The sequence below is a fragment of the Streptomyces sp. NBC_00654 genome, from assembly GCF_026341775.1.
In the GTDB taxonomy this organism is placed as follows: domain Bacteria; phylum Actinomycetota; class Actinomycetes; order Streptomycetales; family Streptomycetaceae; genus Streptomyces.
This window is the reverse complement of sequence record NZ_JAPEOB010000001.1, coordinates 609,434-623,373: the sequence shown is the minus strand read 5'-3', so window position 1 is coordinate 623,373 and position 13,940 is coordinate 609,434. Positions and strand designations below refer to the sequence as shown.

11 protein-coding genes are annotated in these 13,940 nt (G+C 65.4%); 9 read left to right on the top strand and 2 right to left on the bottom strand.

Translation table 11 applies throughout. The features are described 5' to 3' along the window. Positions 1–97: 97 nt before the first annotated feature. From OHA98_RS02775 to OHA98_RS02750, 6 genes are all read left to right on the top strand, one after another. On the top strand, positions 98–775 hold the full coding sequence (locus OHA98_RS02775; RefSeq protein WP_266922502.1) for a class I SAM-dependent methyltransferase: 678 nt from the start codon (positions 98–100) through the stop codon (positions 773–775). Continuing rightward, positions 772–2,088: a N,N-dimethylformamidase beta subunit family domain-containing protein gene (locus OHA98_RS02770; RefSeq protein WP_266922501.1), complete on the top strand. Its 1,317-nt coding sequence runs from the start codon at positions 772–774 to the stop codon at positions 2,086–2,088. Before OHA98_RS02775 ends, OHA98_RS02770 begins: the two co-directional genes overlap by 4 nt. A gap of 13 nt (positions 2,089–2,101) precedes the next feature. Further along, on the top strand, positions 2,102–3,244 hold the full coding sequence (locus OHA98_RS02765) for a glycosyltransferase family protein (protein ID WP_266922500.1): 1,143 nt from the start codon (positions 2,102–2,104) through the stop codon (positions 3,242–3,244). Positions 3,245–3,376: 132 nt separating this feature from the next. Then, positions 3,377–4,846 (top strand): hypothetical protein, encoded by a 1,470-nt coding sequence (locus OHA98_RS02760; protein ID WP_266922499.1) that lies wholly within the window; start codon positions 3,377–3,379, stop codon positions 4,844–4,846. Then, complete coding sequence (locus tag OHA98_RS02755) at positions 4,798–5,352, top strand: FkbM family methyltransferase (protein ID WP_266922498.1); 555 nt, start codon at positions 4,798–4,800, stop codon at positions 5,350–5,352. Before OHA98_RS02760 ends, OHA98_RS02755 begins: the two co-directional genes overlap by 49 nt. Positions 5,353–5,374: 22 nt before the next feature. Then, positions 5,375–6,013, top strand: a complete 639-nt coding sequence (locus OHA98_RS02750) for a histidine phosphatase family protein (RefSeq protein WP_266922497.1) — start codon at positions 5,375–5,377, stop codon at positions 6,011–6,013. Positions 6,014–6,045: 32 nt separating this feature from the next. Here OHA98_RS02750 and metG read toward each other — a convergent pair whose 3' ends face one another. Next, the gene (gene metG, locus OHA98_RS02745; protein ID WP_266922496.1) at positions 6,046–7,767 is read right to left on the bottom strand and encodes a methionine--tRNA ligase; all 1,722 of its coding nucleotides are present in this window, start codon (positions 7,765–7,767) and stop codon (positions 6,046–6,048) included. 302 nt (positions 7,768–8,069) lie between these two features. On the opposite strand from metG, the gene OHA98_RS02740 reads away from it, so the two are divergent. Together OHA98_RS02740 and OHA98_RS02735 are read left to right on the top strand one after the other, a co-directional pair. Beyond that, positions 8,070–9,398, top strand: coding sequence for a nucleotide sugar dehydrogenase (locus tag OHA98_RS02740; RefSeq protein ID WP_323179597.1), 1,329 nt, complete (start codon positions 8,070–8,072; stop codon positions 9,396–9,398). Positions 9,399–9,412: 14 nt separating this feature from the next. Continuing rightward, positions 9,413–10,426, top strand: coding sequence for an NAD-dependent epimerase/dehydratase family protein (locus OHA98_RS02735; protein ID WP_266922494.1), 1,014 nt, complete (start codon positions 9,413–9,415; stop codon positions 10,424–10,426). Positions 10,427–10,554: 128 nt separating this feature from the next. Here the strand turns inward: OHA98_RS02735 and OHA98_RS02730 are convergent, their stop codons facing one another. Continuing rightward, a complete protein-coding gene (locus OHA98_RS02730) occupies positions 10,555–11,700 on the bottom strand; it encodes a DNA cytosine methyltransferase (protein ID WP_266922493.1) in 1,146 nt (381 codons plus the stop codon). Between the two features lie 384 nt (positions 11,701–12,084). Here OHA98_RS02730 and OHA98_RS02725 point away from each other — a divergent pair, with 384 nt between their 5' ends. Further along, a complete protein-coding gene (locus OHA98_RS02725) occupies positions 12,085–13,917 on the top strand; it encodes a hypothetical protein (RefSeq protein WP_266922492.1) in 1,833 nt (610 codons plus the stop codon). Positions 13,918–13,940: the final 23 nt, after the last annotated feature.

The window sequence follows — 13,940 nt, the reverse complement described above, 5'->3', positions numbered from 1 at the left end:
ATACACGGATGACCTGCGCCCCGCTGTCATGGACCTTGTCAGCCCGCCGAGCTCCCAACTGGCGGTCGATCGCTACTGGTTCATGGAGGAGCTGAGGATGCTCGAGATCGGAGAGCAGCACAGCGCATCGGCCGAACGGTCGGAGCAACAGATCGCCTACTACCGCGCAAGGGCTGATGAGTACGACACCGCATACGCGGACCGTATGGGGATGCCCCGGCTCTCGCCCGTGCTCGATCGCTTGCCCATCAGCGGAGACGTCCTGGAGCTGGCGTGCGGCACGGGCCAGTGGACCCACCTGCTCGCCGGGCGCTCCCGCAGCTTGACCGCAGTGGACGCCGCGCCCGAGATGCTGGCTATCGCGAAACGCCGTCTGGAGGGCTCGACGACTCGCTTCATCGAGGCGGACATCTTCAGCCAGATTTCTGATCGCCAGTACGACACCGTGTTCTTCGCTTTCTGGCTCAGCCATGTGCCGCCCGCATACCTGGAACTCTTCTGGAAGGCCCTCCGGAAGGCTCTGAAGCCCGGTGGCTGCGTGGTCTTCCTCGACGACTCCCGTGCAAAGGCGGAGATCGAGCAGACAATCGAGGGGCGTGCGGTTCCGACGGTGCGCCGGAGACTCTCCGACGGAAGTCAGCACCTGACCGTGAAGGTTCTTTACGACGCCGGCGGGCTCACGAAACGGCTGGACGCCCTGGGCTGGGAGTCTCACGTCGAGCAGGTCGATCGCTACCACTACGTCGGAGTCGCCCGGCCGCAGGCCCACTCATGACCGGCATCAACGGATACCCGGCGTCCCTCTCGGTCCACGCCGGCCGCAGCATCCGACTTCACATCGCCACCTCCGCAGATCGCTTCCGGCTCGACTTCTACCGCTGGGGCTCGACACCCAAGCACACGGGACACGTCGAGTGGCCCGGACGGGACGCCGTACCCGGACTGTACGACGAGGACTGGCAGTGGCCAGCCTACGACTTCATCGTTCCGCGAGACTGGCAGTCCGGTGTCTACATCGGAGTCCTGAGCACGGGGGTCCGTCCGAGCCAGCCAGTCATGGACGCTCGCGAGGCCAGATTCCTTCTGGTCGTCACGCCCGCCGTTCCCTCGGGCCGCAAGGTCCTCTACAAGATCCCTGTTTCCACCTATCACGCCTACAACACAGCGGGGGGTGGAAGCCTCTACAGCGCCTCCCGGGTGACCCTGCGCCGACCCGGCGGCGGTGTCGGCGGTCCGGTCAAGGGCCTGCCCGATCCGTACGACACCTCGTCACCTCGGCAGACGTTTGCGCACTGGGATGCTCCCTTCATCTCCTGGATGGAGGAGAACGGGATTCAGAGCGACTACTGCACGGATCTCGACCTCGACGAAGGCCGACTCCTCGGCAACGGATATCGTCTCCTGGTCTCCTCCGGGCACGACGAATACTGGACCGCCCAGACCCGTCGGAACGTAACCGCCTTCCGCGACACAGGTGGCAACATCGCCAACTTCGGAGCCAACAGCTGCTGGTGGCGAGTGAGTGCCGACGAGGACCGCTCGGCCCTTGAGTGCGCGAAGTTCCCTCCCGACGCCCCTGCCGGAACAGACCCGGACAGCTCGTACGGCTGCCCCGACCACTGGTGGGAGTCGGAGCCTGAGAACGCCCTCTTGGGCGTGAGCTACCGAAACGGCGGCGGGCATTGGGACGGCCCGCGCGCACCCCTCGGATTCACCGTCACCGACGCGGACCACTGGGTGTTCTCCGGGACCGGCCTCAAAACCGGTGACACATTCGGCCAGGACAGCGCGCTCGTCGGGTACGAATGCGACGGCGCCGCATACGAGATCGATGGGCGGAGACGCCCGCGGCCCACCGGCCAGGACGGAACGCCGAAGAGCTTCCAGATCCTCGGCATCGCCCCACTGCCCTCCGATTGGAACTTCGCAGCCCGCGAGCCCGTGCCCAGCCCCCGTGCGGCCACCCTCGGTCTCTACAGGGCGACCGGCACCGTCTTCACCGCCGCCACCACTGACTGGTCCCGACTGCTCGCCACCGACCCCCAGGTCGCGGCCATCACCCACAACGTCATCACCCGGCTCGCCTGACGAAGGGATCGTCGTGTCCGCACTCACACAGCCGCTCAGCGTGATCATCGGCGTCAACGGCATCGGCATGGGGCATTCCGTCAGGCAGAGCGTGATCGCCCAGTACCTGCGCGACCGCGGCCACCAGGTACGGATCATCACCAACGGGAGCACGCGAGTCGAGTACTTCCGCGACCTCGGATTCCCCGCGTGGGACGGGTGGATGCCGACGCTCCTTGCCCGCGACGACCGCATCCACGCAGCCGACGTCTTACGCACCAACATCCGGCAGACTCCCGCCGGCATCAGCCGACACCTGCGGCTGCGCCGGGCCATCAGGGAAACCGGCGTCCCGGATGTGTTCATCACGGACTACGAGCCCAACACACCGCGATTGGCCTACCACTTCGGCAGACCCCTCATCTCGGTGGACCAGCAGAGCAAGTACCGGCACCTCGACCTGCCGCCGGTCGGCCGGTACGCGCGCACCGCCGACGAGCAGCGGCTGCGCTACTTCGCCCCTCGGGCCGACCGATCCTTCATCTGCTCATACGTCCCCCTGAAGGCCGACGACCGCAAGCTGGAGTTCATCGCCCCCGTCGTTCCGGACTTCGTCCGTTCCGCCCAGGTCATGACCGGGACGATGACCACGGCCTACTTCTCGCGGTACTTCGAACACGGCCCCGAGGACTCCGTCCGCACCCTCGCAGACGTCTTCCGCCAGTACGTCCCAGACCGGACCTTGCGGATCTACGCGCACTCGGACGAGGTCGAGAACCTGCGCCAGTACGCCGGCGACAGGATCGAGATCTGCCCGTTCGACCGCCAGTCGTTCATCTCCGACCTGGCGCGCTCCGAGGCCGTCTTCTCCAACGCCGGCTTCAACCTCATCAGCGAAGCGTTCGTCCTCGGCAAACCGGTCCACCTGGTGCCGCTGCCCACGTACGACCAGCACTGGTGCGCCAAGGTGGTCCACGAGGCGGAACTCGGCACCAGCGCTCAACGGATCGAACGCGGGGCGATACTCGACTTCCTCAACCGGGCCCGGGAGCTTCGCGCCAACGTCGAACGCCATCGGGACAAACACCTCACCCAAGACCCCCGCGAGCGAATCGCCTCCTACCTCGAGACCCTGCCCGCAGCCGGTGGGCGGGTCCCTACCCCCTCCACCCGGTAGGCGGCCATGGAGCTGCCTTCACTGCCCGTGTACGTGACCACCGCCGTGGGCGTGGCGGCCACAGTGCTCTGCTACCGCTTCGCCATCTCTCCAACCGTGCGGACACTGGCCTCTCGGCCGACGTTCTGGCGAGTGACGCTCGCGACGGCCGCCCCCTCCGCCTTGCTCGCATTCCTCCCCACACCCGCCCCCGGCCTCTTCCGCTGGTTCGTCGTATTCGTGGTCGCCCTGCTGACGTGGCAGGGCACCACGAGCGACTACGACGTGACCCAGCCCATCGGCCCGCAGCGCCAAGCCAAAGTGGTGCTGCTGCTCCTCGCGGTGTCTTCCTGCTTCTGGGCACCAGCCATGCTGCCGTGGCTCGCTGTCTACTGCGGCCGGCTGCGCGGTTGGAAGCACCACGCGATGATGCCGTTGCGGCTGGTCAAGGCGTACCTCGCTTGGGTCTTCGTGGCGACGGTCCTCAGTACGCCAGAATCCTCAACCGCCCTCGTACTGGTTCTCGGCTGCGTCTCGCTCTCCCACTACGTCAAGCCGGCGTGGAGCAAGGCCCGCCTCGGGCCGCGCCCCTGGTCCTGGGCCTGGCACAACCGCACCCACTACCTCACAGCTTCCGCCTACTCCTGGGGATGGGCACGCTTCCTGCCCCCTGAAACCGTGACCGGCATCCTGCGCCGCGCACGCGTTGTGGACCGCCCCCTCAACATCCTGACGGTGCTGGTCGAAGCCGCTGGCCTCATCGCTTTCCACGACCGCCGTCTTCTTGTCGTCGTGTTGGCCGCAACGGCCGTTTTCAACCTCGCAGTCGTCTTGGCCTCCGGCATCTTCTTCTGGGAGAACATCTGCACCAACGCGGCACTCGCGCTGACCGTGGCGTTGCTCCCTGATCCGGAGTACGCCCCAACGTTCGGCTGGCCGGCCGTCGTCATCGCACTCCTGGTCTTCGTCCTCAGCACGGCTGACCTGCTGTGGCAGCCGTGGCACCTCGGCTGGTGGGACTCACCGTTCACCGCACGCGTCAACTGGCAGGTGGAGACGGCCTCCGGCGCGAAGCTCGGGCTCTACAACGACTTCATGTGCCCGTACGAGCGCGAGTTCGGTCGCGTCCTGGGCTACTTCCTCACCAGCGAGCCCATCCTCCACGGCCACCTCGGCATCGTCTGGGACCGAGTACTGCGCGACCGCCTCGTCGGCGCAGTAGACGATCCCGCCGAACTCCAGCATCTCAAGCAGACCTATGGCCGAGCGCAAGCGGACGACGAGCAGGCAGGCGAGCACATCGCCTTCCTGACCGCGATGTTTATCGAGCTCAACGCCGGTACGCCGAAGGGTCCGCTGCCCCGGCGGCTGCGCCGGCTCAAGGCCCCCGGCGGCCAGCTCTACCACTGGGGCGACCTTCCTCCCTACCGCGGTGAGGAACCGGTGCGCCGCATCACCATCCGCTACCAGGAACGCTGCTACCGCCCGGAAACCGGCGACTTTGCCCTGCTCGCCGACCGCGTCGTACAGGAAATCCACCTACCCGCCATTACGACCGACCACGGGAGTCCTTCATGCGCAAAGTCTTCATCGACTGCGGAACCAACCTCGGAATCGTGCTGAGCCGCTTCATCCACGAGCTCCCCGACCACGACTTCTACGCGTTCGAACCCAACAAGGATCTGCTGCCCGCCATTCACCGCGAAGTCGAACGGGCGGCCCACTCACCCCGTGTCGAGGTCTCTCACGGCGCCGTATGGACGCATGACGGGGTGATCGATCTGTTCCTCGGCCACCACGAGAGCTCCACCGTGATGCCCGGCAAGCGGGTTCCGCCGGTGTACGACCAGCAGATCGACTACGACTCACCGATCCCGGTGCCCGCCATCGACTTCAGCGCCTGGCTGCGCCAGACCGTCGCCCCGGACGATCACGTCGTCGTGAAGATGGACATCGAGGGCGCCGAGTACCCGGTACTCACGAAGCTGATCGCCGACGGGACGATCGGCCTCATCTCCGTCCTCCACGTCGAGTGGCACTACGACCGCTTCCCAGCCATGACACGAGCCGACCACGACCATCTCGTCACCGCCGTATCCGCCATCGTCGACGTCCGCGACTGGGACTGACCGAGAAGGGAGACGGACCACCATGAGCACGAAACACATCTACCTGGTCAAGCACGGTGAGACCGAGGAAAACGCCCGCGGTATCCACCAAGGCAGAGCTGTCGGCGGCACGCTCAGCGAGCGCGGACGCGACGACATCCGCACCGTTGGCTGCACCCTGGCCGCAACCGGACTCGTGGCCGACCAGATGCTCGTCAGCCCGATGTCCAGATGTAGTGAGTCGGCCGCACTCCTTACGGCCCCGCTCACGCCGGCCGACGCACGCGTGGACGATCGACTGGCAGCGAAGAACAGCGGCCATCTTGGTGGCCGGCCCAGAGACCTCGCGGCGGCAGAAGCCGACCGTCAAGGTGTCCCCATCTACCAGCTCCGCACGCCGGGCGGCGAATCATCCGAAGACGTACAAGCCCGCTACTCACACCTGTGGGACGAACTATCCACCGGACCGCACCGCACGACCGTGCTGGTCGGACACGGCGGTGGGATCGCCTGCCTCCTGCTGAAGCTCACGCAACACGGCTTCGAGCACTACCTCGAGTATGTGCCCGGCTCCGGAGGCGTGACATGGATCGAGATCGACGAAGGTACCCCTCGAATCCAGCTCATGAACGTGCCGCCCTCCGAACTGGCCGGGCGTCTCAACGCCCGTACCGCCCGATGAGGCCAGGGCCGGTACGGGCGCACGGGGCCTCGTCAGACGTCGGCGCCGCCGAAGCGGGTCCTGTAGGACTCCAGGTCCTCCTCCGAGATCTTCGCGAAGAGCACTGGCGGCACAGTGAAGGCTGTACCGGCGGGAACGGCGTCCAGGGACTTGGCCTGCTCGGCGGTCACCCAGGTCGCGGTGTCGCCTTCCAGGGCGAAGGCACCGCGCATTGCGGCGGCCGAAGCCGGGATGAACGGCTCGGAGACGACCGCGTAGAGGTGGATGAGGTTCATCGCCGTACGCAGGGTCAGGGCCGCACCCTCCGGGTCGGTCTTGATCTCCAGCCAGGGGGCCTTCTCCTCCAGGTAGGAGTTGCCCGCCGACCACAGGGCGCGCAGCGCGGCCCCGGCCTTGCGGTACTGGAGGGCTTCCATGTGCTCCTCGTACTCGGCCAGCAGGCGCGCGATCGCGTCTCCCAGCCGCGCCTCCACCTCGCCGGCTGCGTTGCCCTCAGGGACGTCGTCCCCGAAGCGCTTGCGGGAGAAGGACAGCACGCGGTTGACGAAGTTGCCGAGGGTGTCGGCGAGGTCCTTGTTGACCGTGGCGGCGAAGTGCTCCCAGGTGAAGGAGGAGTCGTCGGACTCGGGGGCGTTGGCGATCAGGAAGTAGCGCCAGTAGTCCGCCGGCAGCATCTCCAGCGCGGCGTCAGTGAAGATGCCTCGCTTCTGGGAGGTGGAGAACTTGCCGCCGTAGTATGTGAGCCAGTTGAATCCCTTGACGACGTCGACCTTCTTCCACGGCTCGCGGACACCGAGTTCCGTGGCCGGGAACATCACCGTGTGGAACGGGACATTGTCCTTGGCCATGAACTGGGTGTAGCGCACGGTGTCGTCGGCCTCGTACCACCACGACTTCCAGTCCCGCAGCTCGCCATCCGGTGCAGCGTCCGACCACTCCTTCGTCGCGCCGATGTATTCGATCGGGGCGTCGAACCAGACGTAGAAGACCTTCCCCTCGGCCGCGAGCTCCGGCCAGGTGTCGGCCGGAACCGGGACGCCCCAGTCCAGGTCGCGGGTAATCGCCCGGTCGTGCAGACCCTCGGTGAGCCACTTGCGGGCGATGGAGGAGGACAGCTGAGGCCACTGCTCCTCGTGCCGGGCGACCCACGCCTCGACCTCGTGCTGGAGCTTGGACTGCAGCAGGAACAGGTGCTTGGTCTCGCGGACCTCCAGTTCCGTAGAGCCGCTGATCGCCGAGCGAGGGTTCAGCAGGTCGGTCGGGTCGAGTACGCGGGTGCAGTTCTCGCACTGGTCACCGCGGGCCTTGTCATAGCCGCAGTGCGGGCAGGTGCCCTCGACGTACCGGTCCGGGAGGAAGCGGCCGTCGACCGGCGAGTACACCTGGCGGATCGCCCGTTCCTCAATGAAGCCGTTCTTGTGCAGCTGGCGCGCGAAGTGCTGCGTGATCTCGACGTTCTGCTGCGAAGAGCTGCGTCCGAAGTAGTCGAAGGCGAGCTGGAAGCCGTCGTACACGGCCTTCTGCGCGTCGTGGGCCTGCCCGCAGAACTCCGCCACCGACACTCCGGCCGCCTTGGCCGCCAGCTCGGCCGGTGTCCCGTGCTCGTCGGTCGCGCAGATGTACAGGACGTCGTGACCACGCTGGCGGAGGTACCGGGAGTACACATCCGCCGGAAGCATCGACCCGACCATGTTGCCCAGGTGCTTGATCCCGTTGATGTAGGGAAGCGCGCTGGTTACCAGGTGTCGAGCCATCCTTGGATGCTCCATTTCGTACGTAAGGCGCCGGCGGCGGTGCCGCGGCGGGCCCAAGTCGGGAGGCTGCAGCAGGCGCGACCACTCAGGTCGCTCAGTCGGGTGACGCACGGTGATGGGTCGGGTCTGCAGGCCGCCGCCATCGTATCGAACCTGGGCATCCCCCCGGCGAGCTGTTTATCCCGCGGACGAGCCCGCGTGGAAAAGGCGCTCGGCCGTCCGAGACAGGCGGCCAAGCGAGTCTCGTACGGCCGAGGCATTCCTCATTTTAGGACAACCGCGCCCCGGCAGTTCTGCACGCACTGTCCTCAACCCACTCCAAAGAGGTGGTCCGCATGATCACGAAGAGCGAGGTTCAGCCGCGGCACGTACTCATCGTGGGGCAGGGGTACGTCGGGCTCCCCCTCGCTGTCCGGGCTGCTGAGGTGGGGCACCGCGTCGTCGGCTTCGACGTCGCTGCCGAGCGTGTGAAGCGGTTGATGGCTGGCGAGTCGTACGTCGAGGACGTTCCGGACGCGAGGCTAGTTCCGCTCCTGGCCTCCGGGGCCTATCGCGCCAGCCTCGACACGGCTGACTGCACGGACTTCGATCTCGCGATCGTCACTGTCCCCACGCCACTCCGGGATGGAGCCCCCGACCTCTCGCACGTCGAGGACGCTGCGTGGATGCTCGGTCGTCACCTCAAGCCTGGGGCGACCGTCGTCCTGGAGTCCACTACGTACCCCGGCACGACCGAGGAGCTCTTCGGCCCGATCCTCGAACGAGCTTCCGGCCTGACCGCCGGCCGTGACTTCCAGCTCGGCTACAGTCCCGAGCGCATCGATCCCGGCAACCGGGAGTGGCGGCTGGAGAACACTCCCAAGGTCGTCTCCGGCATCGACGCCGCATCGGCAGCGGCCATCCAGGACTTCTACGGCTCGCTCGTCGACACGATCGTCCAGGTCTCCAACTGCAGGGAGGCCGAGCTGGCGAAGCTGCTGGAGAACACCTTCCGGCACGTGAACATCGCCCTGGCCAACGAGCTGGCAATGTTCGCCCACGACCTGGGCATCGACATCTGGGCCGCGATCGACGCCGCGGCCACCAAGCCCTTCGGCTTCATGCGCTTCACGCCAGGACCTGGCGTCGGCGGTCACTGCCTGCCCATCGACCCGTCCTACCTCTCCTGGCAGGTCCAGCGGACTCTGGGCCGCAGCTTCCGCTTCGTCGAACTGGCCAACGACGTCAACAACCACATGCCTGACTACGTGGTCCGTCGCCTCGTGGACGCACTCAACAAGCGCAGGAAGGCGCTCAACGGCTCCCGCATTTTGCTGCTGGGCCTGGCCTACAAGGCCAATACCGGCGACGCCCGAGAAACCCCAGCGGCTCGCATCGCGGAACTACTGACAGGCATGGGCGCCGAGGTCCAGGCCGCGGACCCTCACGTGAACGACGATGCCCACCCCCGTGCTGCCGCTCTGGAGAACCTCCAGCGTGTCGATGCCACCCCGGAGCACCTCGCCGCAGCCGACGCCGTCGTTCTTCTAGCCGACCACGACGCCTTCGACTACGCCGCGATCACCGCTCACGCCCCGTACGTACTCGACTGCCGCCGCCGGCTGGCCGGCGCCCACATCGACGCTCTCTGAAGGGAAACCTCCTCGTGAACATCGTGATCACCGGCGGCGCCGGATTCATCGGCAGCAACCTCGCCCGGACCCTGGCGAACGACCCTGCGATCACCCAGATCCGAGTGATCGACAACCTCAGCACCGGGTCGAAGCAGAACCTCGCGGACCTGGACGTCGACTTCTTCGAAGGTGACATCCAGGACGTCGCTCTCCTGGACGAGGCGTTCCACCGCGCGGACGCCATCGTTCACCTCGCCGCTCTGCCATCCGTCCCTCGCTCCGTGAAAGATCCGCTGGCCAGCCACCATGCCAACGCGACGGGAACGCTCCAGGTCCTCGAAGCCGCCCGCCGTGCCGGCAACCTGCACGTGATCGCGGCTTCCTCATCCTCGGTCTACGGCTCGAATCCATGCCTGCCGAAACATGAGGGCCTGGCCACCGCCCCGATGAGCCCGTACGCAGTCACCAAGCTCGCCACCGAGGCGTACCTGGGGGCGTACCACCACAGCTACGGCCTGCCGGTCCTGCCGTTCCGCTTCTTCAACGTCTACGGCCCGGGGCAGCGAGCCGACCATCCTTACGCCGCCGTCATCCCGAAGTGGATCAGCGCCACACTCGCCGGCCAACCTGTCACTGTGCACGGCGACGGCACTCAGACGAGAGACTTCACGTACGTGGGCACTGTCTGCCGCGTCCTCACGGACGCGCTCCTCCGCCGGGCCTCCGAGCCGCGCCCCGTGAACCTGGCCTTCGGAACCCGCATATCCCTCATGGACCTGATTCGAGTGATCGAGACCGCCACTGGTCGCACCGTCCAGCGCAAGCACTCGTCCAATCGCGTCGGCGATGTCCCGCACTCTCAAGCCGACAGCAGCCACCTACGAGCGCTCTTTCCGGCAGTGACACCCGTGGCACTTAGGGAGGGAGTCACCACGACAGTGGACTGGTTTCGCCCCTCTATCGAGAGCGCAGACCCAGCTGAATTGCAGGAAAGAAGAAATCGAGGTAAGCCGATTGCGTTCGCCGCCCTACCTAGTAACTCGTGATTCCGCCAGCACTACTTGATCATTTGCGGCAGAGACTCTTTGCGTGAAGCGCTCCGTGAAAATACGGCCACCACCAGGATAATTGCCCGCCTCTACTACCCTCGGCCGGACATCAGTTCGTTGGAGGCTCAGCAGGCGAGATCTACAGCAGCGGTAGCGAAGCCATCATCGCGCTGTCGAGACGCGTCGCTCTTCGCCTGCAGAACTTCAGCATCGAAGAGCCTGGAGGTCAACGCCTCGGTCAGGGGTGGGGGTACGGCGTTGCCAATGATGACCTGAACCTCGGTGCGAGTCAGCTCGTAGCGAGGCTTGACCCTCTCGTCGACGAACTTGAAGTAGTCCGGGAAGCCCTGGATGCGCGCGGCCTCATGGGCGGTTAGACATCGAGGAACAGCAGGGTGGACAAAGCGTCCGCGCCCCATCGTCGCAAATCCGCTGGTAATGGTCTGAGACGGACGGTCCCACCATAGACGGCCATACATGGCGGTATAGTTATGCTCGCCGCGATGGCATTCGGGGCGCTCTTCGTTCGGCAGATTGTGCTCGTCATTCTCGAAGAGATACTTCATACGCCGCTGGTTGTCCGCGTTGGGTATGGCAGCTTCATCAAAAAATGATTTGGCGGGAACGTCGAGCAGGTCACCGATCGCCCAACGCAGGTCATGCGGTACGGCAATGCCGTCCTCGACCTTCAGCAAGTCAGCAGCCGAGAACCCAAAAGGCAGCGCGTCTTCGCGGATGGCCAGTAGTATGTGGCGCTTGCGTGTCTGAGCGACCCCGAGCTTGAGCAGGTCGATACGCCCAGTGGCGACATCGTATCCAAGCCTCTTGAGGTGAACGATGGCGCGGGAGACCACCTGCTGCTTGTCGTTGACAACGGCCAGCACGTTCTCAATGACGACTGCGCTGGGGCGCAGAACCTCTGCGGCACGAGCCATACGCAGGTACAGCCGGTTCTTGGGATCATCGCGGCGGGTGTGGTTGTTGAGGTTACTGTGCCCCTGACACGGTGGCCCACCGATCAGGAGCTCCACCTGACCCACCGTGGATAGAGTCTTCTCCTCCTGAGCGGTCAACGTGGCGCCAAGGTCACCATCGAAGAAGGATTCGACGGTCCCCTGTTGGACGTTGGCCTTGGGAAAGTTAGCCTTGAAGACCTTGGTGGGAGCCGCCTCAAAGTCAACCGCGAGACGAACGTCGAGCGAGACGTCAAGCCTGTGCGCTGCCTGGGCAATACCGAGGGTGAGGCCACCGCAGCCGGCGAAGAGGTCCACGACTCGCAGGGAACCGACACCCTCCTCAAACTTCGGCCGACGCTTGGCCCGCAAGGGGTGTCGCTCACCCACGTATGACCCCCATCTGCACTTGCTCGTAGAACCGGCGGAACGAGCGGTCATCGTACTCGATCAAGGTTGATCACGCGCTGCAGACGGGCACATACCCATCGGCTGACGTGCCGATCACGTCGGGTTCGCGCCCCCTGAACAACCTCGTCAACGACCATCGTCCTGCGGCCCTGTTGCTGCCTACGTTCCTTCAAGGGGGCCAGAGCCAAGCCAGGAGCGTTTTCGCGCCGTGTCGCAGCATTTGATCTACTGTCAGGCTCGCTGGCAGCTAAAATTCTGCAGCTCTGGGTTCGGTCGACGAAGGACAGCAGCATGCCGCTAGAGGTCAACAAACACGTCCAACGGATACGTCGTTATCAGCCGTTCGACGTCGACACCTCTGAGATGGTCTATGAGCTGCAGGCAGACTGGACACAGCCACAGTTCCCCGTCGTGACGCTGGACTACCTGCTAAGCGCCATCGAGCGACAGACCACGAAGACCATCGTCCTCACCGGAGACGCCGGGCATGGCAAGACGAGCCTGTGCGCCAGCCTTCTGGCCAAACTGCGGGCTGGTGACGAGCCGATCACGCCAGATGTCCGGAAGGCGGTCTTCCTCGGCCTGTCCGAGGCAAAAGGCGCGAGCCGCCCTGTCGGCCGGACCCGTAACGGACGCCCGCTGTACATCCTCAGCGATCTGAGCGAGCTCAGCCCGCAGGCCGGTGCTCACAAGCTCGTGGAGCTTCTCGACCCTCCGGACAAAGGCATCGCGATCATCTGCGCGAACGAGGGCCAACTACGCAAGTGCGTCGCCGAGGATGACAACCTCGGCAAAACCGGCACGGGACGTGCCAAGGTTCTGGTGCAGACCCTCACGGAAGGCATAGTTCGCGGGCAGGTCAGTGACTCTGATGGTGCAGTGACCGTCATCAACCTCAACTACCAATCCGTAGCGGCAGACAGTTCCAACGGCGGGCTCATCCCTTGGATCCTGAAGCAGTGGACAACGACCCAGTCATCGCGGTGGAAGCGGTGCGAGACCTGTGATGCACGCAAGGTCTGCCCGATCCTGGCCAATCGCAACGAACTGAGTGATCCCACCCGCGGGCCACAGCGCCGGGTCGCGATCCGGGACATGTTCGCTGCGGCCGAGCGGACCGGGGCCGTAATCACGACACGTCAGGCGCTGTCGGTCACCAGCTACATGCTCACCGGCGGCCTCTCCTGCGATGACGTCCACGCCAGGTACCAGCGGTCGCATTCGAACCGGCAGTGGCAAGCTCCCCACCTGTACCACCAAGCGCTCTTCGGCGACCGGTTGAGTCAGCAACAGCGCCACCTGGTTCCTGCCTTCTTCGCGCTACGGAAGTTGGACCCGGGCCGGGTCTCCCGTCGCCAGGTCGACGACCGACTGGACCCAGATACGGGGGGCGACTTCCCTCCCGCGGATGCCAGCAGCTACCTGCAGAAGGTCCGCACGAATCGGGACGCCCAGAAGCAGGCCGAACAGTTGCGGGGCCTGTACACGTTCCTGCGGCGAGCCGACTTCTTCAACAGTGACGACGATACGGACCGTTTCGCCCGAATGGGTCTGCAGGCCGGAGACGACTTTGTGCGTGTCCAGGACAAGAACCGGGACCCGGCAGACACCAGAGTGCGAGACCTATTTCTCAAGGGCCTGGAGGCCGTCCAGGGCATTCACCGGGCATCGAGCAACCCTGACTTCTTCGTACTTGACCCCGCCTTCTTCACACACCGCGCCCGCGCGGCCGTGGTCTCCCGGCGAGTGCCCAGCAAGGGCGTCGAGGTGGTCGACCAGGTCACCCAGTGGCAACGGGAAGCCGGGACGAGCACCACCCCCGAGATGCGGAACGCCGTCGAGTGGCTCAACCGGGCCATCTACATCCGTATCCCAGCCGTCGCCCCTGACCAGGACGCAGTCTCGGTGGAAGCGGACCTCTTGCGTTTCGAGTTGTTGACGCGGTGGGCCGCGGGCCTGCGCAGCGAGGTGCAGCACGAGGCAGAGATCCGCGGCCTGAGTGGATCCCTGGCTGAGCTGGCTGACTCGTCGAACAAGGACGACGAGATCCAGGTACTGGTGGGCAACGTCATGCGAAAACTCATGATCGACGTCGGCGACAAGATCAGGTCGGTGCGTGCGTAATGGCTGATCGTTCCAAGGCCGAG

Bases quoted from the DNA above. Each gene is read 5' to 3' on its own strand.
- OHA98_RS02775 (WP_266922502.1), top strand. From the start codon at position 98: ATGCTCGAGATCGGAGAGCAGCACAGCGCATCGGCCGAACGGTCGGAG.
- OHA98_RS02770 (WP_266922501.1), top strand. From the start codon at position 772: ATGACCGGCATCAACGGATACCCGGCGTCCCTCTCGGTCCACGCCGGC.
- OHA98_RS02755 (WP_266922498.1), top strand. From the start codon at position 4,798: ATGCGCAAAGTCTTCATCGACTGCGGAACCAACCTCGGAATCGTGCTG.
- OHA98_RS02750 (WP_266922497.1), top strand. From the start codon at position 5,375: ATGAGCACGAAACACATCTACCTGGTCAAGCACGGTGAGACCGAGGAA.
- metG (WP_266922496.1), bottom strand. From the start codon at position 7,767: ATGGCTCGACACCTGGTAACCAGCGCGCTTCCCTACATCAACGGGATC.
- OHA98_RS02725 (WP_266922492.1), top strand. From the start codon at position 12,085: ATGCCGCTAGAGGTCAACAAACACGTCCAACGGATACGTCGTTATCAG.